Here is a 26,413-nt window from a genome sequence, read left to right on the forward strand (position 1 = left end):
AGGCGGCAACTAGGCGAGGGTTCGGATACCGTCAACCCAAATTATCCGCCAGTTTCACGTTGTGCCTCGGGCGGATCGCCGCGACGGCGATTTCGACCCGCCTTGGGCTGCACCAGGGTGCCGTGCTCGAACAGGAAACCCGCGATATCGGGCTTCCCGGCGGCCTTCACGACCGTCTGGATGATGATCAGCAGCGGCACCGCCAGCAATGCGCCGGACGTGCCCCACACCCACCCCCAGAAGCTCAGCGAGATCAGGATCAGCAGCGGGCTGATCGTCAGGCGGTGGCCGACGACGAACGGCGTGATCGCGTTCGCCTCGACCAGGTGCAACCCGTACATCAGCGCCGGCGGCAACATCGCCATCCAGATGTCGGAAAACGTCATCAACCCGCCCAGCGCGAGCAGGAACGCGCCGATCACCGGCCCGAAATACGGGATGTAATTGAGCAGCGCGACGATCCCGCCCCACATCGCCGGATAGGGCATGCCGATGAACCAAAGCGCCACCCCGGTGACGATCCCGAGAACGATGTTGATCAGCGTGATCGTGCCGAGATACGCCGACACGTCGTCGACGATATCCTGGATTACGCGGGCCGTCGCCATCGCCCCGTCGAAGCTGGTCCGGCCGGTGATCGTCTGCCGCCGCATCCGCGTCCATCCCGACAGGAAGAAGAACACGATCAGCACCCCGAACAGGAACTGCACGATCACGGCCGGCGCCGAGGTCGCGGCGAGTTCGAGGATCGATCCCGGCGCGGCGACGCCTGCGGTCGCGGGCTGCTTGATCGGCGTCGAGGCGACCTGCCGCAGCGTCTTGTTCACGTATTTCTCGAGGCTCGAATAGAGATCGAGCAGCGGCGCGAGATTGCTCTGGATCCGGTCGAGCCGGGTCGGCAACAGCCGGAAGAAATCGGTCGCCGGCACGAGGATTGCGGCGATCGCGATGTTCGCGGCGATCAGGAACACGAGGATGCACAGGATCGCGGCGAGCGGCGACGGCACATGGCGCCGCTCGAGCCACTCCAGCACCGGCACGAGCGCAACCGAGATCACGAGCGCGATGGTGAGCGGCAGGAAGAACTCGGCGCCGGATTTCAGCGCGAACGGGATGGCGAGGATCAGCCCGACCCCGGCGGTCAGCGTCAGCGCCGCCAGCAACCGGTCGCGACGCTGCGCGATCCGCATCGCATCCTCGACCCCGACCGCTATCGGCAGCCCGAACGCACTTTCGGCCGGCGGACCTTCCGCAACGGCGCCGCCCTCGCCCTGTGGCTGGTGCGGTTCCTGGCGAAGTCCCTCGCCCGTCATGGCGTCCGTCATGGCAATTCCTTTGCCACCCCCATCCCGTAATCGCGGCCGGCATTCAAGCGGCGCGCGGTGCCAGCGCGATGGAATTCCTCGAAAAGACCGCGTTATGTCTGATCATGCCTCGATCCCGAGACCCCCGCTCTTCGTCATCCTGACGAAAGTCAGGACCCAGAGCCAAAAATCGCGGCCCTCCGTTACCCTGGGCCCTGACTTTCGTCAGGATGACGGAGCAGTACAGGTATGGCCTCCTACGCCGTCACCCCGACCCGATCCTCGAACAGCACTTGAAGATCCTTCTTCAAAATCTTCCCGTTCGCATTCCGCGGCAGCGTCTCATGCACGAACCGCACCGCGACCGGCGTCTTGAACGCCGCCAGATGCTGCCGGACCCAGCCCTGCAACTCCGCCTCGGTCGTCACAGCGCCCGGCGCGAGGTGCACCACCGCCGCCGGCTCCTCGCCGAGAATCCGGTGCGGGATGCCGATCAGCGCCGCGTCGGTCACCGCAGGGTGCGCGTAGAGCACGTTCTCGACCTCGCTCGAATAGATGTTTTCGCCGCCGCGGATGATCATGTCCTTGGCGCGGTCGACGATGTAGCAGAACCCCTCCTCGTCGAGCCGGGCCAGGTCACCGGTCCGCACCCAGCCTTCGACGAACGTCGCCGCGGTCGCGTCCGGCTTGTTCCAATATCCCTTCACGATCATCGGCCCGCGCGCCCAGAGTTCCCCGACCTCGCCCACAGGCATCTCGGTCACGCCGTCGTCCGCCATGATCTTCAGGTCGGCGGCCGCGACCGGAGGCCCCGCGCTGGTCGGACGGTTCAGGTAATCCTCGCCGCCGTGATGCGTGACGGTCGCCATCGTCTCTGTCATGCCCCAGCCATTGCCGGGCATCGCGCCGAACTCGGCATGGATGCGCTTCACCAGCTCGGGCGCCGCGGGCGCGCCGCCATAGGCGATCGATTCGAGCGACGAGAGGTCGTATTTCGCGCGGTCGGGATGCTCGAGCAACTGCCAGGCGATCGTCGGCACGCCGCCGGTGACATTGACCTTCTCGCGCTCGATGATCTCCATCGCCCGGATCGTGTCCCATTTCCGCATGAAGATCATCGTGCTGCCGGTCGCGATCACGCCCATCATGCCCGCCGAGCAGGCCGTGACGTGAAACAGCGGAATCACCGTCAGCGTCACGCGCGGCGTCGGGTCGGGCGGCGCCTCGCCGCGGCGCAGGAACGAGCGCGCCGACGAATAGCCGCCCGACAGGATGTTCGACATCATGTTGCGGTGCGTGCCGAGCGCCCCCTTGGGCGCGCCGGTGGTGCCGCTGGTGTAGAAGATCGTCGCGTCGTCGTCGGCCGCGATCGTCGCTTCGGGCAGGCCAACGTCAGGCAACGCGGCCCAGTCGTGCGGGGTGCTGATCACATCCTCCAGCCGCGTGACGATCCCACTCAGCGGCTCCGCGGCGCGCGCGACGAACACGTGCTCCAGCGCCGGCAGCGTCGCATAGGCCGCCTCCAGCCGGTGGTGACGTTCGTCGTCGGTAATGAGCACGCGCGCGCCCGAATCGGCGAGGCCGTATTCCATCTCCGCGCCGGTCCACCACGCGTTCAGCGGCACCATGATCGCGCCGATGCTCGCGCCCGCAAAGAACGCGACCGGCCATTCAGGAAGGTTGCGCATCGCGAGCGCTACGCGGTCGCCGGGACCGATCCCCATCTCGCGCAACCGGTGCGCCAGCACCGCGATCGCGCGGAAGTTCGCCTCGTAGGTGACGCGCTCGTCCTCATACGCCGTGAACACACGGTCGCCATGCGCGCGCGCCGCCTCGGCCAACCAGCGTAACGACGGCGGCGCGTTCTTCCATATCCGCGTCTCGATGCCGTCGATCGTCAGCGTCTCCATCTCGAATTTCGCGCCAGGCGCGGTCAGCATTCGCTCGGCATCGGCGAGCGAAATCACCGGCCAGGAGGGATCGAGTGCGATGATCGGTTCGCTTGCCAAGACCGGTTGACTCCAGAGTTGAATTTCGGGTTTGGCTTATCGCCTGTTCGAAGACAGGTTATAGTTGATTCCTGCCGCACTCAAGGCAATAGAGGCAACAAGTTCGAACTAGGGGTATGGAGCGAGTGATGGCGGGAACAGTCGAATCATGAAAATCGCCAAGCCCGCGGCGCATGGCTTCGATGCAAGCCGGTTGGCGGCGATCGATACGCTGCTCCAGACACGCTACGTCGATTCGGGCAAGCTGCCGAACGCGCAACTGTTGATCGCGCGCGACGGCGAGATCGTCCATTTCTCGAACGCGGGCGCCGCGCGTGAGGGCGGCAAGGCGATCGACGAAGGATCGCTGTTCCGGATTGCGTCGATGACCAAGCCGATCACCTCGGTCGCGTTCATGATGCTGGTCGAGCAGGGCCTCGTCGCGGTCGACACGCCGGTTCATCACGTGCTGCCCGAGTTCAAGGATATCGCGGTTTATAATGGCGGTGGCGGCGGCGTCCCGTTCGTGACCAAGCCGACCGCGGAGCCGATGCGGATGGTCGACCTGCTGCGCCACACGTCGGGGCTCACCTACAGCTTCCAGAACCGTTCGAACGTCGATGCGGCCTACCGCGAGGGCAAGATCGAGAGCTGGCACGGCGGTCATGATCTCGACGGGTTCATCGGCGCACTGGCCAAGATCCCGCTCGAATTCTCGCCCGGCACCGCGTGGAATTACTCGGTCGCGACGGATGTGCTCGGGGCGGTCGTACAGCGCGTGTCGGGCCTGCCGCTCGACCAGTTCTTCAAGGAGCGCATCTTCGCGCCGCTGAAGATGAAAGACACGTTTTTCCAGGTCCCCAAGGGCAAGCTCGACCGTCTGACCGACTGCTACACGCTGCTGCCGGACAAGGGCCGCGTGATATACGATCGCGGCGCCGATAGCGCCTGGAGCCGTGCGCCGAAGCTTTTATCCGGCGGCGGCGGGCTCGTCTCGACCGCGCTCGATTACCACCGGTTCAACACCATGCTGCTGAACGGCGGCGAGCTCGACGGCGCGCGCATCCTCGGGCGGAAAACGCTCGACCTGATGACGCAGAACCACCTGCCCGGAAAATCCGATCTCGCGGCGATGTCGAAGTCGCTGTTCAGCGAGGCGTCGAACGCCGGCACCGGCTTTGGGCTCGGGTTCGCGATCACCGACGATGTCGCCAAGACGATGGTGCCGGGGTCGAAGGGCGAATTCTACTGGGGCGGGATGTTCTCGACCGCGTTCTTCGTCGACCCGGTCGAACGCGTCTCGATGGTGTTCATGACGCAGCTCTCGCCGAGCAGTGTCTATCCCATCCGCCGCGAGCTGAAGACGATGATCTACGCCGCGATGACCTGATCCAAGCATACAAACTTAACCCGTCACCCCAGCGAACGCTGGGGTCTCCCGATTACGAGGAGATATCAGCTTCCGCTGGCATGACGTTCAAATCACAGGAGACTCTATGACTTCGCCGATCCGCACAGAACGCCATGACGACGTCCTCGTCATCATCTCGAACAACCCGCCCGTCAACGCGCTCGGCGCCGCAGTCCGCCAGGGTCTCGAAGCCGCGATCAAGGAAGGCGTCAAGGACGACAGCATCACCGCAATGGTGATCCGCTGCGACGGCCGCACCTTCTTCGCGGGCGCCGACATCACCGAGTTCGGCAAGGAGATGGTCGAGCCCGGTCTGCCCACCGTCGTCGACATGATCGATGCGTCGTCGAAACCCGTCGTCGCGGCGATTCACGGCACCGCGCTCGGCGGCGGCTGCGAGGTCACGCTCGGCTGCCATTACCGCGTCGCCGTCCCCTCGGCGAAGATCGGCACGCCCGAAGTGAAGCTCGGCCTGCTCCCCGGCGCGGGCGGCACGCAACGCATCCCGCGCATCGCCGGCGTGAAGCTCGCGCTGGAGATGACCGCGAAGGGCGATCCGATCTCGGCCAAGAAGGCGCTCGACGCCGGCCTGATCGACAAGATCGTCGGCGAGGACTCACTCGAAGCCGATGCCGTCGCGTTCGCGCGCGAGATCGCGACCAAGCGCCCCCTGCCCCGTGCGTCCGAGACGACCGCGCAGGCCGATCCGGATGCTGTCGCCGCGTTCAAGAAGGAGAATGCACGGCGTTTCCGTAACTTCGACGCGCCGGCCGCCAACATCGCCTGCGTCGAGAAAGCCGCCGACGGGTCCAGCTTCGAAGACGGCATCGCCTTCGAGCGCCAGGAATTCATGAAGCTGATGACCGGCGTGCAGTCCGCCGCGCAGCGCCACATCTTTTTCGCCGAGCGCCAGGCCGCCAAGATCGACGACGTCCCCGCCGACACCAAGCTGCGCGAGATCAAGCGCGTCGGCGTGATCGGCGCAGGCACGATGGGCGGCGGCATCTCGATGAACTTCCTGTCCGCCGGCATCCCCGTGACGATCGTCGAAATGCAGCAGGAGGCACTCGACCGCGGGACCGGCGTCGTGCGGAAGAATTACGAGGCGACCGCCGCCAAGGGTCGGATCAAGCCCGAGCAGGTCGAACAGGCGATGGGTGCGCTGAAGCCGACGCTCGACTTCGCCGATCTCGCCGAATGCGACCTGATCATCGAGGCGGTGTACGAGACGATGGAGGTGAAGAAGGAGATCTTCACGCGTCTCGACGCGATCGCCAAGCCCGGCGCGATCCTCGCGTCGAACACCTCGTACCTGAATATCGATGAGATCGCGGCGTGCACGAAGCGGCCCGAGGACGTGGTCGGGATGCATTTCTTCTCGCCCGCCAACGTGATGAAATTGCTGGAGGTGGTGCGCGGCGACAAGACGGCGGACGACGTGCTGGCGACGGTCATGGCGTTCGCCAAGAAGATCAAGAAGGTCGCGGTGGTGGCGGGCGTCACCTACGGCTTCATCGGCAACCGCATGCTGATGCCGCGCCAGGTCGAGGCGACCAAGCTGTTGCTCGAAGGCGCGAGCCCCGAGCAGATCGACAAGGTCCATGTCGCGTTCGGGATGCCGATGGGGCCGTTCCAGATGAGCGACTTGGCGGGCGTCGACATCGGCTGGCACCGCGACCCAAGCCGGATCGAGAACATCCGCGATGCGCTGGCGGCGGAGAACCGCTGGGGCCAGAAGACCAAGGCGGGGTTCTACGATTATGACGAGAAGCGCACGCCATCGAATTCGCCACGCGTTGCCGAGATCATCGACGATTTCCGCAAGAAGTCTGGCGTGACGCCGCGCGAGATCAGCGACGAGGAGATCGTCGTGCGGACGCTCTACACGATGGTTAACGAAGGCGCGCTGATCCTCGAAGAGGGCAAGGCGCAGCGCGCGTCGGACGTCGATGTGGTGTGGATCTATGGGTACGGCTGGCCGGTGTACCGCGGCGGACCGATGTTCTGGGCGCAGTCCGAGGGGTTGCCGAAGGTCGTCGCGGGGCTCGAGAAATACGGCTTCACCGTTGCCAAGTCGTTGAAGGATGCGGCCGCAACCGGCGGTAAGATTAAGTAACTTCTCCTGCCCGCCCATCCCAAGCCCCGTCATCCCAGCGAAAGCTGGGATCTCCCCTTCGGGTCGCAGCGACTGCCAAGGGGGATACCCCAGCTTTCGCTGGGGTGACGGGAGACGAGGGAACGGACGAGATGATGACAGAGAACAGAGGACAGGATGCGCTCATGACCGACCTTGACAGCTTCCGTACCGAAACCCGCGCCTGGCTCGCGGAGAATTGCCCACCCGAGATGCGCAAGCCGGTGCGCTTGGAGGACGACGTCTGCTGGGGCGGGCGCCAGTTCAAACCGTCGTCGCCCGCGCAGAAGGAGTGGCTCGACAAGATGGCGGCCAAGGGCTGGACCGTGCCCGACTGGCCCAAGGCGTATGGCGGCGGCGGCCTGTCGCCGGCCGAGACCAAGATCCTGCGCGAAGAGATGGCGGCAATAAAGGCGCGCAACCCGCTCAATTCGTTCGGGATATCTATGCTCGGGCCGGCACTGCTGAAATACGGCACCGAGGAGCAGAAGCTCGATCACCTGACCAAGATCGCGCGCGGCGAAATCCGCTGGTGCCAGGGCTATTCCGAGCCGAATGCGGGGTCCGATCTTGCCGGACTTGCGACCTCGGCGGAGGACAAGGGCGACCATTATCTCGTCAACGGCCAGAAGGTGTGGACGTCCTACGCCGACAAGGCGGACTGGATCTTTTGCCTCGTCCGGACCGACAAGACGTCGAAGCAGGGCGGGATCAGCTTCGTGCTGTTCGACATGGCCTCGCCCGGCGTGTCGACCAAGCCGATCCTCCTGATCAGCGGCAATTCGCCGTTCTGCGAGACGTTCTTCGACAATGTGAAGGTGCCCAAGGTCAACCGCGTCTACGAAGAGAATAAGGGCTGGGACGTCGCGAAATACCTGCTCGGGCATGAGCGCGAGATGATCTCGGGCATGGGTCTCGCATCGAGCGGCGGCAACCCGCTGATCGACGGGGCGATCGCGACCGTCGGGCTCGGGCATGACGGGCGGCTCGCCGATCCGTTGCTGCGCGCGTCCATTGCTATGTTCGAAGTGCGGGCGAAGGCGTTCGGGGCAATGTCCGAACGGTTCATCGACGAGCTGAAGGCGGGCAAGGCGCACCCCGCGCAGCCGAGCATGATGAAATATTACGGGACCGAGCTGAACAAGGGCCGGTACGAACTGATGATGGCGGCGGGTGGGTCGGATGCGCTCGAATGGGACAGCGAGCGGTCGCGCGGCGGGGCGATCCCGCGGTCGTGGCTGCGGACCAAGGCGAACTCGATCGAGGGCGGGACGAGCGAGATCCAGCTCAACATCATCGCCAAGCGCATCCTGGAACTGCCGGCCTGACCGAGCCGATCGCCACCCGCCCCCACCACGTCACCCCAGCGAAAGCTGGGGTCTCCCCGTAATGAAGCGCCCCCTTGCCGCACGATACCCCAGCGCTCACTGGGGCGACGGACTGCCTCCGGGGCGACGGAGTAACCCGAAATGCCACTGTATTTAGACGACGACCAGACCGTCCTTCAGGACACCATTCGCGATTTCGTCGCCGAGCATGCGCCGGTCAGTCACATGCGCGCGTTGCGAGACGCCGACGACAAGACCGGCTTCTCGCGCGACCTGTGGAAGCAGTTCGCGGAGATGGGCTTTACCGGGATACTGATCGGGGAGGACCAGGGCGGGCTTGGGCTCGGCCATGTCGAGGCGGGCGTGGTGCTGGAAGAGATCGGGCGCAACCTTTCCCCCTCCCCGTTCCTCTCCACCGCAGTCGCGGCGGTCGAGGCGCTCAAGGGCACGGGGCAAGCCGAGCGCTGGTTCCCGGGCATCATTGCGGGCGAGACCGTCGCGGCGCTGGCGATCGACGAGGGCGCCAAGCACCGCGACACCGTGGCGATGAAGGCCGAACGCTCGGGCAACGGGTTCAAGCTGACCGGCGCCAAGCGGTTCGTCACGCACGGCCACACCGCAGACCTGATCATCGTCGCTGCTCGCACCGCAGGGTCGGACAACGAGGCGGAAGGCATCACGCTGTTCGCGGTGCCGAAGGATGCCGCAGGGCTGACGGCAAACGCCGAACGTCTCGCGGATTCGAGCTTAGCCGCGCGGCTCGAGTTCGAGGGCGTCGAGGTCGATGCGGACGCGGTGATCGGCGAGGTCGATGCCGGCCGCACGCCGCTCGACCGTCTTTTGCGCGCGGGGCGAACCGGTGCGTCGGCGGAACTGCTCGGCGTCGGCGGCGGCGCGATGGACATGACGATCGGCTACATGAAGGAGCGCAAGCAGTTCGGGACGCTGATCGGCAGCTTCCAGGCGCTCCAGCACCGCGCCGCGCATCTGTATTCGGAGATGGAGGTGGCGCGGGCCGCTGTGCTCAAGGCGCAGCAGCTGCTGGATCAGGGTAGCGACCGCGCGGACGAGGCGGTGTCGGTGGCCAAGGCGATGACCGCGCTGGCGACGACGCTGAGCGTGCAGGAAGGCATCCAGATGCACGGCGGCATTGGCATGACCGACGAATACGACATCGGCTTCTACATGAAACGCGCGCGGGTGCTGGCGGAGATGTTTGGGGATGCGAACTTCCACGCGGACCGGCTGGCAGTAGCGGCGGGGTTTTGACCTTACCGTTCCCCGGCGGAGGCCGGGGTCCAGGTGGGGGGACCTTGCGGTGTGGCGCCGTGCTCCGTTACTGCGGCCTTCCCAACTGGGCCCCGGCCTCCGCCGGGGAACAAAGGTGAAGATTCCACATGACGACTGATATCGCCGATACCTCGCCCGAAGCACTCGCCCAAGGTCTCGTCGACTTGCTCGAAATCGAGGAGGTCGATACCGATCTCTACGTCGGCAAGCGCCAGCCCGGCGGCGTCGGCCGTGTGTTCGGCGGGCAGGTCATCGCGCAGGCGCTCCAGGCCGCGCAACGCTCGACCGAAGGCCCCAAGGCAGCGCACTCGCTGCACGCGTATTTCATGCGCCCGGGCAACGAGGACTATCCGATCGTCTACCGCGTCGTGCGCGATTTCGAGGGTCGCAGCTTCGCGACGCGGCGCGTGATCGCGATGCAGAAGGGCCAGCCGATCCTCAACATGGCGGCGTCGTTCCAGATGCCCGAGGAAGGCCTTCACCATCAAGACGCCATGCCCGACGTCCCCGCGCCCGAAACGCTCCGCTCCGACCGTGACCTGCGGCTCGAGAACATCGACGGCATTCCCGAGAAATTCCGCGCGCACATGCTCCGCTGGCGGCCGATCGAGGTGCGCCCGGTCAACCCGCGCAGCTGGATCCATCCGGCCCCGCAGGAGCCCAACTACGCCAACTGGTTCCGCCTCGTCGCGCCGATCGGCGACGATCCGGCGATGCACCGCGCGATCCTGGCCTATGCGTCGGACATGGCGCTGCTCGGCACGGCGCTCCTGCCGCATGGCAAGAACTGGATCACGCCGGGGCTGCAGACCGCCAGCCTCGACCATTCGCTTTGGCTGCACGAGGATTTCCGCGCCGACGACTGGCTGCTCTACGCCTGCGACAGCCCCTGGTCGGGCCACGCGCGCGGCTTCAACCGCGGCAAGATCTTCGCGCGCGACGGCCGCCTCGTGGCGAGCGTCGCGCAGGAAGGGCTGATCCGGATGCGCCAGTAACCCTGTGCGTCGTCAGGGTTACTGGCGCGTCCAGACCTTCTCGCCACCGATCCACGTCTCCTGCACTACGGTGGCGCGCAGGTCGGTCGGCGAGGCCATTGTCGGATCGCGGTCGACGATGATAAAATCCGCGCGCTGGCCGGGCGCGAGCGCACCGAACTTCGTCTCCGCGAACCCGGCATACGCCGCCGCACCCGTCATCGCCCACCACGCCTGTTCGCGCGTGATCAGTTCCTGCGGCTGCCAACCACCCTGCGGTTGCCCATCGGCATCCTGCCGAGTGAACGCCGCGGCCCAGGTCGCGAACGGATCGGGCTTCTCGACGGGGAAGTCGGTGCCGAACGCAAGCTTGGCGCCATTGGCCAGCATCGACTTCCACGCATAGGCCCCTACCAGCCGGTTCGGCCCAAGCCGTGCCTCGGCCATCGTCCGGTCGCTGGTTTCGTGCGTGGGCTGCATCGAGGCGATCGTGCCGAACTTGCCGAACCGCGGCAGGTCGGTCGGATCGACGACCTGCGCATGCTCGATCCGCCAGCGACGGTCGCCGGTATAGGTCTCGCTCTCGACCTGGATCGCGTCGAGCACCATCTGGTTGGCCCTGTCGCCGATCGCATGCACCGCGACCTGATACCCGTCCATCGCCGCGCGGCTCATCTGGTTCTGGAGCTGGTCGTCGGTCACGAAGCCGAGCCCCGACTGCCCGGGTGCGTCGGCATAGGGCTTCAGCAGCCACGCGCCGCGCGATCCCAGCGCGCCGTCGGCATAGAGCTTCACGCCACCCATCCGCAGGCGATCATTGTACAGCCACGGCGTCGGCCCCTTGCCGCCGATCCGGCTCGCGGTCTCGACACCCAGCGCATAGCTCATGATACGGACGCGCAACCCGCCGATGTCCGCCATCCGCCGATAGGTCAGCCAGTCGTCGAGCGTCGTGCCCATGTCGGCGACCGCGGTGACGCCGTAGCGCAGCAGGATGCTCTGCGCCGTCAGGAAGGCGGCATCGCGTTCCTTGGGGAGCGGCTGGGGGACGACCTTCTCGATCAGGGCCTGCGCGCCATCGACGAACACGCCCGCGGGCGCGCCGCCGGTCTTCTCGATCCGACCGCCGGGAGGGGAGACGGTCGCGCCGGTGACGCCGGCCTCGCGCATCGCCTCGCGGTTCGCCCAGCCGGCATGCCCATCGGCACGCGACAGCCAGATCGGGTGCCCGCCGGAAACGGACTCGAGGTCCGCCGCGGTCGGGAAGCGACCGAGCCCCCACGCCTCCTGGTTCCAGCCACGGCCGATCACCCATTTCCGGTCGGGGTTGGCGGCGACATACGCGGCGATCCGCGACTTCGCTTCTTCGAGCGACTTGGTCATCGACAGGTCGAGCGACAGCGCGCCGAAACCCATCTCGATGACATGGCCATGCGCGTCGACGAAACCCGGCAGCACGGTCTTGCCGCCCATGTCGATCCGCCAGTCGTAGAGCGGCTTGCCGGCGTTCTTCTTCAATTCCTTGCGGCTGAGCTTGGGCGCTTCCTCGCCCGGCGGCACGAGCCGCGTGACCTTACCGTCCTTGTCGATCAGGATCGCCTTGAAGTGGATCACGCGGCCACCGTCGGCGACGGTGATGCCGTTGACGTTGTCGACGATCCCGTCGGCCAGCGCCGGCGTGGCAAGCAGCGCGAGCGCGGCGGTGGAGATCAGCGCTGGCGCGGCGGTGGAGATCAGAAAACGCATCACTTCGATACACTCCACTTTTGCGCGCCGGGGCATTGACGGGCCCCGCGTGATTTATCGGCCGTTATGAGCAGCTTGGTCGCCACGGGATACGGCGCGATCGTCGTGCGCGCCGTCCCCTCGCCGAAAATTGCCAGTTTTGCCATAGCCCCCGCGCATAAGCGGTGTTTCCCACGCGCGCCAGATGGTCTAGCGGGTCGGACATGGCTACCCACGCTGCCGTAGCGGCACCCACCCTCCCCGTCTCGATCGACGACGTCCGCGTCGCGCACGACCGGATCCGCGACTCGATCGTCCGCACGCCGACGCTGATCAGCAAGACGCTGAGCAAGATGACCGGCGCGACGGTGTATCTGAAGTTCGAGAATCTCCAGTTCACCGCGGCGTACAAGGAGCGCGGCGCGCTCAACACGCTGTTGCAGCTGTCGGCCGAAGCGCGCGCCAAGGGCGTCATCGCCGCGTCGGCCGGCAATCACGCGCAGGGCCTCGCCTATCACGCCAACCGCTTGGGCATCCCGACGACGATCGTGATGCCGACCAACACGCCGACCGTGAAGGTCATGCAGACCGAAGGCCACGGCGCCAACGTCGTCCTGCACGGCGAGACGTTCGACGCGGCTTACGCACACGCACGCATCCTCGAAGGCGAGTGCGGCTTCACCTTCGTCCACCCGTTCGACGACCCCCGCGTCATCGCCGGCCAAGGCACCGTCGCGATCGAGATGCTGGAGGACGTGCCGCAACTCGATACGCTGGTCATCCCGATCGGCGGCGGCGGGCTGATCTCGGGCATGTCGACGGTCGCGCGGGCTTTGAGCGAAGCGCCCGGTGGTCATCCGATCGAGGTCGTCGGCGTGCAGGCCGAGCTGTTCCCGTCGATGTACAACCGCATCAACGGTACCGACATGGCCTGCGCCGGCGACACGCTCGCCGAAGGTATCGCGGTCAAGGAGCCGGGCGCGATCACCGCGAAGATCGTCGCCGAACTGGTCGATGATATCGTATTGGTCAGCGAGCGCAGCCTCGAGGAATCGGTCAGCCTGCTGCTGCAGATCGAAAAGACCGTGGTCGAGGGCGCGGGTGCTGCCGGGCTCGCGGCGCTGTTGTCGCATTCCGAGCGGTTCGCGGGGAAGACCGTCGGCATCGTGCTGTGCGGCGGCAATATCGACACGCGGCTGCTCGCCAACGTGTTGTTGCGCGATCTGGCGCGGTCGGGCCGGCTCGCGCGGCTGCGCATCCGGTTGCAGGACAAGCCCGGTGCGCTGTTCCACGTCGCGCGGATCTTCGACCAGGAACGCGTCAACATCATCGAGATCTATCACCAGCGCGTCTTCACGACGCTGCCGGCGAAGGGCCTGATCACGGACATCGAATGCGAGCTTCGCGACCGCGCGCATCTCGACCGGCTGGTGGGGGCGTTGCGCGCCGGCGGGTACGAGACGTCGACCGTCGAACTCGCCTGATCCTCGGGGGTAGTTGTCGCCGCGATTATTGCGATAGCGCCGTAATTTACGGCGTTAACGCTCTATCGTGGTAAACCCGCTTTTCAGTAGCGTGCGTTACGACCATATGTCGAAACCGCGGCTCCCCACGCCTGCCTGAAGGACATTTGGTTCGGTGACTGCGCCTTTTCGTTTTCCGCGCTTCTTCGTCACGAGCCCGTCCCCGTGCCCGTATCTGCCGGGCCGGCAGGAGCGCAAGGTGTTCACCGAACTGACCGGGCCGCATGCCGGCGAACTGAACGACGCGCTCGGGCGGATCGGCTTTCGTCGCAGCCAGGGCGTGGCGTATCGCCCGTCCTGCGCGGGCTGCACCGCGTGCGTGTCGGTCCGGATCGTCGCGGGCGAGTTCGTGCCCAACGCGACCCAGCGCAAGCTGCTGCGGCGGCACGGCGATATCGAGATCACCGCCTGCAAGGCCTGGGCGACCGACGAGCAGTTCCAGTTGCTCCGCCGCTATCTCGGCACGCGCCATCCGGGCGGCGGCATGGCGGGCATGGACGAGGACGACTATGCCGACATGATCGAGCATTCGCCGGTCAATTCGCTGATCGTCGAATATCGCGAACCTTCGGTCGATGGCGTGCAGGGAAGGCTGATCGGCGCGTGCCTGACCGACCGGCAGGCGGACGGGTTGTCGATGGTCTACAGCTTCTTCGCCGCCGACGATGCGAACCGGCCGGGACTCGGCAACTTCATCATCCTCGACCACATCCTCCGCGCTCGCGATGCGGGGCTGCCGTTCGTGTATCTCGGCTATTGGGTGAAGGGCTCGCCGCGGATGGAATACAAGACGCGGTACCGGCCGCTGGAGGTCTTGGGGCCGGCGGGCTGGCGGCGGCTGACTGAGGCCGATCTGGTGACGCAGCCGGAACGGGTTGCGGCGCTGGTTTGAGACTGCCGCTCTAGCGAAGTTACACCGATCCCTAGAACGGACCACCCCGGCGAAGGCCGGGGCCCAATTGGGAAACGCTGCTAACGGAGGATAGCCCTTCGTTACGACCACCTTGCCAATTGGGCCCCGGCCTTCGCCGGGGTAGTTATACCACGAACCGGCGGGCGGCGTCTCGTTCTCCCGCGAAGGCGGGAGCCCAGTCGGGATCCCCGCCTTCGCGGGGAGACAAATCTTTAGTCCTCGCGCTGAACGACCACGTCGACGTCGAGCTCCTCGCCACCCTCGCCCAGCCGCGAGCCAGCAACCGGCGCCGCCCCGGCCGCATCGAGCGCCATCGCGACCCGCACGTAATGCTCCTCGGGCGACATCCCCGTGCACGGATCGAACCCGACCCAGCCAAGCCCGTCGACATGCGCCTCCGCCCAGCCATGCGGGGTCGGGAAATGCACCACCTCGAAATCGGTGTGATGATAGCCTGACACATACCGTGCCGGCGCCCCCAGCGACCGCGCGGCGACCGCGAACATCTGCGCCATGTCGCGCGGCGTGGCGCTGTCCTTGCGGAACGCAGCGCCCGCGGTGAGACCCGGCTCGGGGCGACCGGCATCGAACACGAACTGCTGGTGCAACGCCCGGTTGAGCCGGTGGAGCGCGCCGATCCGATCACGCGCGCCGACCACGGCATCCGCGGCGAACTCGGCGATCGCCGGATCATGCGCGGTCGCCTCGGTCGCGCGGAGGAACAACGCGGGCGGCAACGTCTCGTGCACGCCGCGCAGCACGCCGTCCGAGTGGCTGGTCAGCACCTCGCCCTTGACGGTGATCTCTATTCCGTCGACCGGCCCCTCGGCATACAGCATCGTCACCGCGTTGCCGAAGCCATCACGCCCCGGCCGCAACCGCGCGTCGCAATCGACGTCGATGCGCCACGACGCCACGGTCTGGTCATGCGTGTTCTCGGGAGTCAGCCGGAGCATCTGGACGAGCCGGCCCTGCGGCTGGGTGAAGCGGTAGATCGTGTGATGATCGATCGACAACCGCATTATTGGAACTTGAACTGGCGGCCGATCGCGCCGTGAAGCAGCGCGTTCTCGGCGATGAAGGCCTGCAGATACTGGTGCAGTCCCGAGGCGATGACCTCGCCCGATCGCGTCTTGGCCATTCGCGATGCGCGCATCCGTGCCATCCTGTCCGCCTCCCCGTGATTGCCCGTGCGTTTCGCCAGAAGGTTGAGCACGTCGACCGTCTCCTCGACCGATGCCGCCAGGCTGCGCGGCAATTCCGCGCGGGCCAGCAGCAGGTCGATGACGTCGGCGGGACGCAAACCTTCATTATATAGCCAGCGATAGGCGGTCACCGCGGACACGGTCTGGAGGATCGTTGTCCACTGGTCGCGATCGATCGCGCCGCCGAGCCGTTCGCCCTCGGGCAACAGGATATGGTATTTGACGTCGAGCAGTCGCGCGGTGTTGTCCGCGCGCTCGACCGCCTGGCCGAGCCGGATGAACCACGTCGTCTGGTTGCGCAGCATCCGGTGCACCGCGCCCTCGAACCCGCGCGTCTCGGTCTTCACCGCCTCGACCAGGTTCATCTGGTCGGTCGTGCTGCGCGGAATCGTCCGGTTCTCGAACAGCAGCCATGCACGGTTGATCGCGGTCCATGCCTCGCGGGTCAGCGCGGTGCGGACTGCCTTGGCGTTGTTGCGCGCCATGTCGACGCAACGGACGATCGAGCCGGGATGGCTCGAATCGAGCGTCAGGAAGCGGACGACCTCGGTCTGGCTGAGGTTACCGCCGAGCGTCGAGAACGGCTCCTCGGTTTCGGTGACGGCGAGCGCGGAGGCCCAGGCTGCCTCACCCGCAGGCTGCGATGAGAGGACGTCGAGACGCACCGTGGCCTCGACCAGCCTTGCGATGAAGTCGGCACGCTCGAAATAGCGGCCGAGCCAGTAGAGCGACGAGGCGGTACGCGAGAGCATCAGCTATTCGCTCCCGGCGACGGGAGGATCGTACCGAGCGTCTGCGACATGCCGCCCATCGTCTGCGTCATCCCGCCCGCTCCCATCCGCTGCGACTGATCCTTCATCAGGACGAAACTGTCCTTGGTTCCGCCGCCCTGGCTGGAGTTCACCACCAGCGAGCCTTCCTTCAGCGCGACGCGGGTAAGACCGCCGGGCACAACCTGCACGCCCTTCGAACCGCTCAGCACAAACGGACGGAAATCGACGTGGCGTGGGGACAGGCCGCCATCGGCCATCGTCGGGACGGTCGACAGCGCCAGCGTCGGCTGCGCGATGTAGCGATGCGGTTCGGCGATCAGCGCGGCGCGGAAGTCCTCAATCTCCTGCTTCGACGCGGTCGGGCCGACCAGCATGCCGTAGCCGCCCGAGCCGTCGACCAGCTTGACGACGACGTCCTTGAGATTGTCGAGGACGTACTTGAGCGCCTGCGGCTCTCGGCACCGCCACGTCTCGACGTTGCGCAGCTTGCACTCGCCGCCAGAGTAGAACTTCACGATATCGGGCATGTAGCTGTAGATCGCCTTGTCGTCGGCGATGCCGTTGCCCGGCGCGTTCATGATCGCGACGTTACCCGCCGCATAGGCTGCGATCAGCCCCGGCACGCCGAGTGCGGAGTCAGGACGGAACACGAGCGGATCGAGATAATCGTCGTCGATCCGGCGATAGATCACATCGACCTTCACCCGCCCCGCGATCGTCCGCATCCAGACGATATCGTCGTCGACCACCAGATCGGCCGCCTCGACGAGTTCGATCCCCATAGAATCGGCGAGAAAGCTGTGCTCGTAATAGGCCGAGTTGTAATGGCCCGGGGTCAGCAACACACAGGTGGGGTTAGAGCCCGTGCCGTGCGGCGCGACCGACTTCATCGTCTCCAGCAGCAGGTCGGGATAGCTGTCGACCGCTGCGACGCGGAACTCGCGAAACAGCTCGGGACAGAGCCGCAGCATCGCCTCGCGGTTTTCCAACATGTAGCTTACGCCCGACGGCGTGCGCGCATTGTCCTCTAGCACGAAGAAGTCGTCGGGACCGGTGCGGACCAGATCGATCCCGCAGATATGCGCCCAGACGCCGTGCGGCGGGCGGATGCCGGCGATCTCGGGGCGGAACTGCGCGTTGCCGAGCACGAGGTCCTCGGGAAGGATGCCCTCCTTCAGGATGCGGCGCTCGCCATAGATGTCGTTGAGGAATGCGTTGATCGCCTCGACGCGCTGGACGAGGCCTTCCGAAAGGCGGGTCCATTCGTCGTGGAGGAACACGCGGGGGACGATGTCGAACGGGATGATCCGCTCGGCCGCTTCGTTCTCGCCGTACACCGCGAAGGTGATGCCAAGCTGGCGGAACGTCGTCTCGGCGGCTTCCTGCCGACGGCGCAGCTCGGCGTCGGGCGTCTCCTCGATCCAATGCCCGAGAGCCGCGAGTTCGGGACGAGCGGTCGTATCGCCCGGCGTCCCCATGATTTCGTCGAACGCCTGTTTCCCCATCGGAACGGTCAATTCCCCATCAAGCGTTACGGTTCCATGCTGCAACGCTTCGCTGCGCTGCACAAGTCAAGAATATGACTGACTGACCTGCGGTCTCTGATCCTCCCCCGCCAGGGGGAGGTGGCTGGCGCTTGCCAGTCGGAGGGGGAGGACACGCAACGGCGTTTATCGCCCCCTCCCCCTCCGTCGCCTTCGGCGCCACCTCCCCCTCGCGGGGGAGGATTGGCAATCAGCCTAAGCGCCAAGGCCCTCGAGCAAGCCTGGCGTCAGGACCTGCGGGAGGACGGTCGGCTCGGCGGCACCTGGCGCATAGTAAAGGTACAACGGCACCCCGGCGCGATTATGGGCCTGGATGAAACGGCCCATCACCGGGTCGCCGTCGGTCCAATCGCCGATCAGCGCCGCGACCTTGTGTTGGGCGAACGCATCGCGGACTCCGGCCGTATCGATCGCGGCCTTCTCGTTGACCTTGCACGTCAGGCACCAGTCGGCGGTGAAATATACGAACACCGGACGTTTTTCCGCCCGCAACGAGGCGAGCTTTGCCTCGGTGAATGGCTCGTCGCCGGCGGTGGCGACCTTGGCCGCCGGCGGTGGCGCGCGCGCGATCAGAACCGCACTGCCGACGACCACGATAGCCAAAGCGACTTGCGCCACGACGCCGAACGCCTTGCCCTTGCGCTGGCGGGTGCCACCGATCCATAGCACTGCGCCGACCGCCAGCACCGCAACCAGCGCGAGCGTCAGCGTATCCACCCCGGTCTGCCGCCCGAGCACCCAGCCGAGCGCGATCGCGGTGAGGAACATCGGCACCGACAGGATGTGGCGAAACGTCTCCATCCACACGCCGGGCTTCGGCAACCACCGCCGCCACGCGGGCACGAACCCGATCGCGAGGAAGGGCAGCGACAAGCCGATCCCGAGCCCGCCGAACACGGCAAGCGCCGCCGGCCATGGCAGCACCAGCGCCGCGCCGAGCGCCGCACCCATGAACGGCCCGGTGCACGGCGTAGCGATAAACGCCGCGAGCGCACCGGTCGCGAACGCCCCGCTCGCGCCGCTCTCGCCGGCAAAGCGCGGCGTCGGCACCTCGAACAGCCCGGCAAGATTGAACGCGATCGCCACGCTCAACAGCAACAGGACGACGATCGCCGCGGGATGCTGCAACTGAAACGCCCAGCCGACCGCCGAGCCGCCTGCGCGCAGGGCCAGGATCGCGGCGCCAAGCCCGAGGCAGACCAGCACGACGCCTGCGGTGTACGCGAGCGCCTCACCGCGCGCGTCTTTCTCGCTCGCACCGCCGCGGGCGAGGCTGAGTGCCTTGAGGCTCAGGATCGGGAACACGCACGGCATGATATTCAGGATCAGCCCGCCGAGCACCGCGCCCGCGAACGCGATTAACGCGGTCAGCCAGATGCTTTCGCTGGTCCCCGTGCTTGAACTGCTGCCGACCACGGCGCCGGGAGTCGCCTTGACGCCTAGCCCCTGCCCATCGCCGATCCGCAGCACGCCCTCGATGGGGCCGCCGGTCTTGGCATTCGCCGCGACCTTCGTCTCGATCGTAAGGCGGTCGCCGTCACGAGTCACTTTCTGCGCGGCGCCGTTCTCGATCACGCCGGTGGTGACCGGGAAGAAATACGCCTTGTCGGCCTTCGCGCTCGCCGGGAACGGCACCGCGATCCGCATCGTCCCGTTGGCCGCCGCATAGGTCGCGCCCGCGTCGAGCGGCTTAGGGATCGCCTGCCGCCAGCCCGCAAATGCCGCCTGTTGTGACGGCGCGCCGTCGCCGATGGTCAGATCGAGCGACAGCGCCTGCTCCTCGGGCACGCAGATCGTCGCCGAGCAGACGAGATAGCTCGTCTTCAGACGGATCGGGAATTTTGCCCCCGCGGCCAGCCCCGCCGGGATCCGGATCGTCACGAGCGGCGCATAGGGCGCTTCGTACACATAGTTCATCAAGCCCGCGATCAGCAGCGTCGTCGGTACCGGCCATTCGGGCTCGCCCGCCTTCGCGCCCGCCGGCAGCGTCCAGTCGAAGGTCGCCGGGAAACCTGCATCGCCGGGGTTGCGCCAATAGCCGTGCCAGCCCTGCTCGGGCGTCGTCGCGAGCGCGATCGTCAGCGGTGCGCCGGCCTTGGGCCGATCGCTTTCCGCGACCAACCGCATCGACAGATGCTGACTCGAGCCGTTGAGCGATTCCGCGAGCGCAGGCCCACTCGCCAGTCCGCAGACGGCGAGCAAAACCGTCATCAGGACGCAACGTAAACTGCGCATGGCCATCCTTGTTTCGTTCATCGCGCAAAGCCATAGCGGTGACCGTCTCGTATTGCACTTCAAAGCGACGGCCCCGCTCGGTGGTCGTTGCTGGCTAAAGGACTGTTCGTGAAAGCACTTATCGCCGCGCTCCTGCTGACTTCGGCCGCCTCGGTCTCCGCCCAGACCGCGCCGTCTGCGCCTGCGGCAACTCCAACGACCCCGCCGAAGCTGATCGTCGCGATCTCGGTCGACCAGTTCGCCGCCGATCTGTTCCAGCAATATCGCAACCATTATACCGGCGGCTTCACCCGGCTGCTGAACGGCGCGGTGTTCCCGAGCGGCTATCAGAGCCACGCCGCGACCGAGACGTGCCCCGGCCATTCGACGATCCTGACGGGCATGCGGCCCGCGCATACCGGCATCATCGCCAACAACTGGGTCGACCAGCGCGCCGGGCGGCCCGACAAGATCGTCTATTGCTCGGAGGACGAGCGCGTCACGGGTAGCACGCACGACAGCTACACCGTGTCCGACATGCATCTGAAGGTGCCGACGCTCGGCGAGATGATGAAAGCACGCGATCCGCGGACGCGTTCGGTGTCGGTCGCGGGCAAGGATCGCGCGGCGGTGATGATGGGCGGCCACAAGGTCGACGAGCTCTGGTGGTGGGACGGCAAGACCTATGTATCCTACGCCGGCCGCGCGGTGCCGCCAGCCGTGCAGCGCACACGCGATGCGGTCGCCGCGCTGATCGCCAAGCCGCAAACGGCGCTGCCGCTGCCGGGCTATTGCGCGGGCGTGAACCATCCGATCGTGATCGCCGGCAAGACGTACGGCCAGGGGCGCTTCGAGCGCGAGGCGGGCGACGTCAAGGGCTTCCGGGTTTCGCCGGCATCCGACGCTGCGGTGTTCGCGATGGCGGCGGCGCTGGTGCAGGACATGAAGCTCGGCAAGGGCCCGCAGACCGACATCATCGATATCGGCGCGTCGGCGACCGATTATATCGGCCACACCTACGGTACGCAGGGCTCGGAGATGTGCATCCAGATGGCCGAGCTCGACCGGACGCTCGGCGATTTCTTCGCGGTGATGGACGAGACCGGGGTTGACTACGAGGTCGTGCTGACCGCGGATCACGGCGCGCATGACGCGACCGAGCGCCAGCAGCAGCGCGCGATGCCGATGGAAGCGCACATGGACGAGAACGTGCTGGCCAAGCAGGTCGGCACCGCGATCGCCAAGGATCTCGGGCTGTCGGGCAGCGTGCTGCTCGGGACCGAGGGCGACGTGTATATCGACGACACGCTGCCGGAGAAGACGCGCGCGAAGGTGCTGGCCGAGGCGCTGCGCCGCTATCGCGCGCTGCCGCAGATCGCGGGGGCGTACTCCGCCGCCGAGATCATGGCGACGCCAATGGCGAAGACCCCGCCCGAAAACTGGACGCTGATCGAGCGCGCGCGCGCGTCCTTCTATCCGGAGCGCTCGGGGCAGTTGGTGGTACTGCTCAAGCCGCGCGTGACGACGATCGTGTCGCCGGCGGGCGGCTATGTCGAGACGCATGGCTCGCCCTGGGATTACGACCGCCGCGTGCCGATCCTGTTCTGGCGCAAGGGCATGAGCGGGTTCGAGCAGCCGCTGTCGGTGGAAACGGTGGACATCGTGCCGACGCTGGCGGCGACGATCGGGTTGCCGGTGAACGGGCTGGACGGACGGTGCCTCGATCTAGACCCGGGGGCCGCGAGCACCTGCCCGAATTGAGGCAGGTCTTGCTCGCCTAGCTTGTTCTCCCGCGAAGGCGGGAGTCCAGTCTGGGCGCCCGCCTTCGCGGGAGAGCAGTCTTTTGGACGGGCGCGGTGCTTCCGCTTCGTCGGTTGCGCCATCCGCCGCCCCTCCGACATCCCCCTTAATCCGTCATCCCCCTTAATCCGTCATCCCAGCGAAAGCTGGGATCTCCCGTGACGCGCGCGACCCGTCCCAACGGCGATACCCCAGCTTTCGCTGGGGTGACGGCGGTGGGACGTGACGGAGTGCCGGAGTGACCATATGGCGGTGTGGCGGTGTGGCGGTGTGGCGGTGTGGCGGTGTGCCGGAGTGACCATATGGCGGTGTGGCGGTGTGGCGGTGTGGCGGTGTGGCGGTGTGGCGGTGTGGCGGTGTGGCGGTGCGGCAACGCCGGAGGTTGAGCAATTCCCTGCTTCGCTGCCCAACCGCCACTCACCGCGTCTCGAACGCCCGCAATCCGGCCCCAAGCCGGTTCGCCCCCAGCGCGAGCTTATCATGGCTGTAATCCGCGATGAACGCCGGGCTCGTACCATCCCCCGGTGAAAGCCGTGCGTCGTTCCCCTCCACCCGCAGCCCGGTGGACCGGTACGTCTTCGCTTCCGCCGCCACCACGATCAACCCGGTATGGTTCTCCTTCTGCCGGCCCTGCACGAAGGTGTTGCGCGCGATCAGACCGGTAGCCCCGTCGGGCAGGTCGATCATGTAGTTCGTCTTGCGCCCCGCGGTATCGTCGAAGCTGTTGTCGGTGATCGAGACGGTCGGAACGCGCAGCTTGACGTAATGCCCCCCCGTCCCGCGTTCGAACCGCGAATTGGTGATCGTCACGCGGCCCTTGTTGGCCAGATAGATCGCATGCGAGCAGCTCGGCGATTCGTCGCACTGACCCAGCCCGGCAAAGGTCGAATGGTCGATCGTGATCGTCTGGCCGACGGGCTCGCCCCCGAGGATGCCCTCCTGGCTGTCGAGGAACATCGCATTGGTGACGGTCAGGTCGCCCATCTCCGTGCGGATCCCCGCGCCATTGCCGTCCGAGACGCGGTAGCCGCGGAAGACGAGGCCATCGACGACCGAGCCCTGCCCGCGCAATACCAACGCCGCCTTGTCCTCGCACGCCACCTTCTCGAAGATCGCGGTGCCCGGCTGCACCGCCTTGAAGGTGATGTGTCCACCGGCCTGGACCGCACATTGCCGGTACGTGCCGGGCGCGATCAGGATCGTCGCGGTGCCCATGCGGATCGACGACACCGCGTCCTGCAGCGTCGCAAACCCCTGCCCGTTCACCATGAACGGCGCTGCGCCTTGTGCAAAGGCGGGGGCAGCGAACAGCGTGAGCGCCAGCAACGATGGTTTCATCGGAAAAAATCCTCCTCCGCCGGCCTTTGCGGCGCATGGCCTTCAATCGCACGGAATGCGGACGTTCGGCGAGTCGATCCGCGCGCGCACGCGACCCGTGTCCCGAAATGACGCAGCACGAAGATCGGCGCCACGATCGCCGGATCGTCGCGTGCGTAGATTGCCGCCGCGGTCGCAACCGATTACTACCGCGACCGAAACGATACGGTGGGGGAAACTGCCGTGCGAGGGGGATCACATGCACGCCATGACGCCGACGGAGGTCTTCCTCCTTGCGATGCTCATCATCTTCACGGTGCCGTACCTGGTGTGGCGGCTCGGGCGGACCGATTACTGGGCGCCGCTGGTGGTCGTGCAGATCATCGGTGGCATCCTGCTCGGTCCGGGCGTGCTCGGCGCAGCGTATCCTGATTATTATGCGACGATCTTCACGCCCGCGACCTTGGGCTCGCTCAACGGCGTGGCATGGTGGGCGGTGATGATGTTCGTCTGGGTCGCCGGCATCGAGCTCGACCTCGGCGAGGCGTGGAAGCGGCGCGGCGAGACCGGCGTCACCGCAGGGCTCGCGCTCGCGGTGCCACTGGTAACCGGCAGCATCGCGGCGGCGCTGATGCTGCGCTACCCCGGCTGGCGCGGGCCGGACGGCGCGACGTGGCAGGTGGTGCTCGGCATCGGCATGGCCTGCGCCGTCACAGCCCTCCCCATTCTCGTCCTCTTTCTCGAAAAGCTCGAGATCCTGCGCGAACCGATCGGCCAGCGGATCCTGCGCTACGCGAGCCTCGACGACATCGCGATCTGGGGCGTGCTCGCGCTGATCCTGCTCGACTGGGAGCGCGTCGGGCGGCAGGGCGGCTTCCTGGTCGGGTTCGCCGTGGCGACGTTGCTCGTGCGGAAACTGATGGGGATGATCGAGGAGCGCGACCGCTGGTATGTCAGCCTGATCTGGCTCGCCGGCTGTGGGTTCGCGGCGGACTGGGCGGGGCTGCACTTCATGGTCGGCGCGTTCCTGTCGGGCGCGGTGCTCGATTCGAAATGGTTTACCACGGCCAGGATGGACCAGTTCCGCCACTTCGTGCTGCTCGCGGTGATGCCGGTGTTCTTCCTGTCGACCGGCCTGAAGACGCAGTGGGCGGTCGGCGGGTTAGCGGTCTTTGCCGCCGCTGCGTTGCTGCTGATCGCGTCGGTCGGCGGCAAGCTCATGGGGGTGCACGCCGCCGGGCGGATCCTGAAATGGCGGCCCGGCGAGGCGTCGGCGATCGGCTGGCTGCTCCAGACCAAGGCGCTGATTATGATCATCTTCGTCAACATCCTGCTGGATAAGAAGATCATCACCAACGAGACGTTCACCGCGCTGCTGCTGATGGCGCTGGCGAGCACGATGCTGACCGTGCCGATGGTCGCGCCGAAGCTCAAGAAGCTGGCGGGGCTGGTGGGGAAGAGTGGCTGAGGGCCCCCCTGCAATCCTCCCCCGCAAGGGGGAGGTGGCTGGCGCTTGCCAGACGGAGGGGGAGGAGACGGAACAGAAGTTTCGCGTGCCGCCCCCTCCGTCGCCTTCGGCGCCACCTCCCCCTAGCGGGGGAGGATTACTTTAACCGCCAGCGTTCAGCAGGTCGTGGCGCTTCAGCGCGTGGCGGAGTTGGTCGTAGCTTAGGCCCAGCGCCTCGGCGGTGGCGCGCTGGTTGAAGCGATGGTCCGACAGCGCACGCGACAGCAGGTCCCGTTCGAAGCGGGACACGCGGGACTTGAAGTCCGATGGGCCTTCCTCGCAGGCCACGACCGGGTCTTCGCCGTCCTCCGCTTCGGCTGGTTGCGGGGTCACGGCTGCGGGTTTCGGCGCGCTTGAGGCCCCCGGCCGGTGCGGCGACTGGAACGGGTCGATCTCGATCGCGTCGATCGGCCCGGCCTGTTCCCAGCGATACACCGCGCGCTCGACGACGTTGCGCAACTCACGCACGTTCCCCGGCCAGCGATACGCGATCAGCGCGTCCATCGCCACGGGGCCAAAGCCCTCCCAGCGTTCGCGCCCCAACTCCGACGCCATCCGCCGCCCGAAATGCTCGGCGAGCACCACCACGTCGCCGGTCCGCGCGCGCAAGGGGGGCAAGGTCACCACCTCGAACGACAGCCGGTCGAGAAGATCGGCGCGAAACTCATGCCGGTCGACCTTGTCGGGAAGATGCTCGTTGGTCGCGGCCACGATCCGCACGTCGACGCGCATCGGCCGCGACGAGCCGATCCGCGTGATCTCGCCGTATTCGACCGCGCGCAGCAACCGGTCCTGCGCCGCCATCGACAGCGTCCCCAACTCGTCGAGGAACAGCGTTCCGCCATCGGCCTCCTCGAACCGCCCGACCCGTGCCTTGGTCGCGCCGGTAAAGGCACCCGCCTCGTGCCCGAACAATTCCGCCTCGATCAACGTTTCGGGCAGCGCCGCGCAGTTCATGATCACCAGCGGCTGATCCCACCGCGATGACAATCGATGCAGTCGCTCGGCGACCAGTTCCTTGCCCGTCCCGCGCTCGCCGATCACCAACACCGGGCGATCCAAGGCCGCCGCCCGCGACGCGCGCTCCAGTGCCGCCATGAACGTGCCGGATTCGCCGATGACCTGTGTCGTTCGCTCCATGGCGAAGATGTGGCGCGAATTCCCAACTCTTGGCAAGCTTGCGGGCGGCGCCCAACACGCAAAATCGCGCAAACCCCTGCAATTCCGCCATTTTCAAAACTGGCACGACAGATGCAATGCTTGAGGCAACCCGCCGAATAGCGGAACCAACCAACCTCAAAGGGGACCCACCATGTTCAACACCAACATCGCCCGCACCGTCGCCGCCACCCTCTGCACCATCGTCGTCAGCGCAACCTGCGTCCTCGGCGCAGTCGGCCCAGCGATCGCAACCAACACAACGCCCATCGCGGTCCATACCGCAATCGTGGCATAAGACCCCG

The 26,413-nt window shown here is 66.5% G+C and carries 19 protein-coding genes; 10 read left to right on the forward strand and 9 right to left on the reverse strand.

Annotated features, from left to right (window positions below; translation table 11 throughout):
• Positions 1–41: 41 nt before the first annotated feature.
• Positions 42–1,190 (reverse strand): AI-2E family transporter, encoded by a 1,149-nt coding sequence (locus SPHN_RS03140; protein WP_248521478.1) that lies wholly within the window; start codon positions 1,188–1,190, stop codon positions 42–44.
• A gap of 371 nt (positions 1,191–1,561) precedes the next feature.
• Complete coding sequence (locus SPHN_RS03145; RefSeq protein ID WP_248521036.1) at positions 1,562–3,313, reverse strand: class I adenylate-forming enzyme family protein; 1,752 nt, start codon at positions 3,311–3,313, stop codon at positions 1,562–1,564.
• 148 nt (positions 3,314–3,461) lie between these two features.
• On the opposite strand from SPHN_RS03145, the gene SPHN_RS03150 reads away from it, so the two are divergent.
• From SPHN_RS03150 to SPHN_RS03170, 5 genes are all read left to right on the forward strand, one after another.
• On the forward strand, positions 3,462–4,682 hold the full coding sequence (locus tag SPHN_RS03150) for a serine hydrolase domain-containing protein (RefSeq protein WP_248521037.1): 1,221 nt from the start codon (positions 3,462–3,464) through the stop codon (positions 4,680–4,682).
• Positions 4,683–4,788: 106 nt separating this feature from the next.
• A complete protein-coding gene (locus SPHN_RS03155) occupies positions 4,789–6,819 on the forward strand; it encodes a 3-hydroxyacyl-CoA dehydrogenase NAD-binding domain-containing protein (protein WP_248521038.1) in 2,031 nt (676 codons plus the stop codon).
• 164 nt (positions 6,820–6,983) lie between these two features.
• Positions 6,984–8,165, forward strand: a complete 1,182-nt coding sequence (locus SPHN_RS03160; RefSeq protein WP_248521039.1) for an acyl-CoA dehydrogenase family protein — start codon at positions 6,984–6,986, stop codon at positions 8,163–8,165.
• A gap of 141 nt (positions 8,166–8,306) precedes the next feature.
• Positions 8,307–9,434 carry an acyl-CoA dehydrogenase family protein gene (locus SPHN_RS03165; RefSeq protein ID WP_248521040.1) on the forward strand — a complete coding sequence of 376 codons (1,128 nt, stop codon included), beginning with the start codon at positions 8,307–8,309 and terminating at the stop codon, positions 9,432–9,434.
• A gap of 128 nt (positions 9,435–9,562) precedes the next feature.
• Positions 9,563–10,450 carry an acyl-CoA thioesterase gene (locus SPHN_RS03170; RefSeq protein WP_248521041.1) on the forward strand — a complete coding sequence of 296 codons (888 nt, stop codon included), beginning with the start codon at positions 9,563–9,565 and terminating at the stop codon, positions 10,448–10,450.
• A gap of 18 nt (positions 10,451–10,468) precedes the next feature.
• Here SPHN_RS03170 and SPHN_RS03175 read toward each other — a convergent pair whose 3' ends face one another.
• Entirely contained in the window at positions 10,469–12,175 is a 1,707-nt protein-coding gene (locus SPHN_RS03175; RefSeq protein WP_248521042.1) for an amidohydrolase, read from the reverse strand.
• A gap of 203 nt (positions 12,176–12,378) precedes the next feature.
• Between SPHN_RS03175 and SPHN_RS03180 the strand changes: the two genes are divergently transcribed.
• Positions 12,379–13,638 (forward strand): threonine ammonia-lyase, encoded by a 1,260-nt coding sequence (locus SPHN_RS03180; protein ID WP_248521044.1) that lies wholly within the window; start codon positions 12,379–12,381, stop codon positions 13,636–13,638.
• 154 nt (positions 13,639–13,792) lie between these two features.
• Positions 13,793–14,569: an arginyltransferase gene (locus tag SPHN_RS03185; protein WP_248521046.1), complete on the forward strand. Its 777-nt coding sequence runs from the start codon at positions 13,793–13,795 to the stop codon at positions 14,567–14,569.
• Between the two features lie 233 nt (positions 14,570–14,802).
• Here SPHN_RS03185 and SPHN_RS03190 read toward each other — a convergent pair whose 3' ends face one another.
• From SPHN_RS03190 to SPHN_RS03205, 4 genes are all read right to left on the reverse strand, one after another.
• Positions 14,803–15,612, reverse strand: a complete 810-nt coding sequence (locus tag SPHN_RS03190) for a transglutaminase family protein (protein ID WP_248521047.1) — start codon at positions 15,610–15,612, stop codon at positions 14,803–14,805.
• The gene (locus SPHN_RS03195; protein WP_248521048.1) at positions 15,612–16,547 is read right to left on the reverse strand and encodes an alpha-E domain-containing protein; all 936 of its coding nucleotides are present in this window, start codon (positions 16,545–16,547) and stop codon (positions 15,612–15,614) included. Before SPHN_RS03195 ends, SPHN_RS03190 begins: the two co-directional genes overlap by 1 nt.
• Complete coding sequence (locus SPHN_RS03200) at positions 16,547–18,073, reverse strand: circularly permuted type 2 ATP-grasp protein (RefSeq protein ID WP_248521480.1); 1,527 nt, start codon at positions 18,071–18,073, stop codon at positions 16,547–16,549. Before SPHN_RS03200 ends, SPHN_RS03195 begins: the two co-directional genes overlap by 1 nt.
• Positions 18,074–18,307: 234 nt before the next feature.
• Positions 18,308–20,347, reverse strand: coding sequence for a protein-disulfide reductase DsbD family protein (locus SPHN_RS03205; RefSeq protein ID WP_248521049.1), 2,040 nt, complete (start codon positions 20,345–20,347; stop codon positions 18,308–18,310).
• A gap of 108 nt (positions 20,348–20,455) precedes the next feature.
• On the opposite strand from SPHN_RS03205, the gene SPHN_RS03210 reads away from it, so the two are divergent.
• A complete protein-coding gene (locus tag SPHN_RS03210) occupies positions 20,456–22,087 on the forward strand; it encodes an alkaline phosphatase family protein (protein ID WP_248521050.1) in 1,632 nt (543 codons plus the stop codon).
• Positions 22,088–22,543: 456 nt separating this feature from the next.
• Here the strand turns inward: SPHN_RS03210 and SPHN_RS03215 are convergent, their stop codons facing one another.
• Entirely contained in the window at positions 22,544–23,464 is a 921-nt protein-coding gene (locus SPHN_RS03215) for a right-handed parallel beta-helix repeat-containing protein (RefSeq protein ID WP_248521051.1), read from the reverse strand.
• A gap of 238 nt (positions 23,465–23,702) precedes the next feature.
• Between SPHN_RS03215 and SPHN_RS03220 the strand changes: the two genes are divergently transcribed.
• Positions 23,703–24,911 carry a cation:proton antiporter gene (locus SPHN_RS03220; protein WP_248521052.1) on the forward strand — a complete coding sequence of 403 codons (1,209 nt, stop codon included), beginning with the start codon at positions 23,703–23,705 and terminating at the stop codon, positions 24,909–24,911.
• A gap of 141 nt (positions 24,912–25,052) precedes the next feature.
• Here SPHN_RS03220 and pspF read toward each other — a convergent pair whose 3' ends face one another.
• Positions 25,053–26,090: a phage shock protein operon transcriptional activator gene (gene pspF, locus SPHN_RS03225; protein ID WP_248521053.1), complete on the reverse strand. Its 1,038-nt coding sequence runs from the start codon at positions 26,088–26,090 to the stop codon at positions 25,053–25,055.
• 172 nt (positions 26,091–26,262) lie between these two features.
• Here pspF and SPHN_RS03230 point away from each other — a divergent pair, with 172 nt between their 5' ends.
• A complete protein-coding gene (locus SPHN_RS03230) occupies positions 26,263–26,406 on the forward strand; it encodes a hypothetical protein (protein ID WP_248521054.1) in 144 nt (47 codons plus the stop codon).
• Positions 26,407–26,413: the final 7 nt, after the last annotated feature.

The organism is Sphingomonas faeni, assembly GCF_023195535.1.
GTDB classification, from domain to species: Bacteria; Pseudomonadota; Alphaproteobacteria; order Sphingomonadales; family Sphingomonadaceae; genus Sphingomonas; species Sphingomonas faeni_B.

Bases quoted from the DNA above. Each gene is read 5' to 3' on its own strand.
- pspF (WP_248521053.1), bottom strand. From the start codon at position 26,090: ATGGAGCGAACGACACAGGTCATCGGCGAATCCGGCACGTTCATGGCG.
- SPHN_RS03165 (WP_248521040.1), top strand. From the start codon at position 8,307: ATGCCACTGTATTTAGACGACGACCAGACCGTCCTTCAGGACACCATT.
- SPHN_RS03155 (WP_248521038.1), top strand. From the start codon at position 4,789: ATGACTTCGCCGATCCGCACAGAACGCCATGACGACGTCCTCGTCATC.
- SPHN_RS03215 (WP_248521051.1), bottom strand. From the start codon at position 23,464: ATGAAACCATCGTTGCTGGCGCTCACGCTGTTCGCTGCCCCCGCCTTT.
- SPHN_RS03180 (WP_248521044.1), top strand. From the start codon at position 12,379: ATGGCTACCCACGCTGCCGTAGCGGCACCCACCCTCCCCGTCTCGATC.
- SPHN_RS03175 (WP_248521042.1), bottom strand. From the start codon at position 12,175: ATGCGTTTTCTGATCTCCACCGCCGCGCCAGCGCTGATCTCCACCGCC.
- SPHN_RS03160 (WP_248521039.1), top strand. From the start codon at position 6,984: ATGACCGACCTTGACAGCTTCCGTACCGAAACCCGCGCCTGGCTCGCG.
- SPHN_RS03205 (WP_248521049.1), bottom strand. From the start codon at position 20,347: ATGCGCAGTTTACGTTGCGTCCTGATGACGGTTTTGCTCGCCGTCTGC.
- SPHN_RS03170 (WP_248521041.1), top strand. From the start codon at position 9,563: ATGACGACTGATATCGCCGATACCTCGCCCGAAGCACTCGCCCAAGGT.
- SPHN_RS03140 (WP_248521478.1), bottom strand. From the start codon at position 1,190: ATGCGGATCGCGCAGCGTCGCGACCGGTTGCTGGCGGCGCTGACGCTG.
- SPHN_RS03195 (WP_248521048.1), bottom strand. From the start codon at position 16,547: ATGCTCTCGCGTACCGCCTCGTCGCTCTACTGGCTCGGCCGCTATTTC.
- SPHN_RS03150 (WP_248521037.1), top strand. From the start codon at position 3,462: ATGAAAATCGCCAAGCCCGCGGCGCATGGCTTCGATGCAAGCCGGTTG.
- SPHN_RS03190 (WP_248521047.1), bottom strand. From the start codon at position 15,612: ATGCGGTTGTCGATCGATCATCACACGATCTACCGCTTCACCCAGCCG.
- SPHN_RS03220 (WP_248521052.1), top strand. From the start codon at position 23,703: ATGCACGCCATGACGCCGACGGAGGTCTTCCTCCTTGCGATGCTCATC.
- SPHN_RS03230 (WP_248521054.1), top strand. From the start codon at position 26,263: ATGTTCAACACCAACATCGCCCGCACCGTCGCCGCCACCCTCTGCACC.
- SPHN_RS03200 (WP_248521480.1), bottom strand. From the start codon at position 18,073: ATGGGGAAACAGGCGTTCGACGAAATCATGGGGACGCCGGGCGATACG.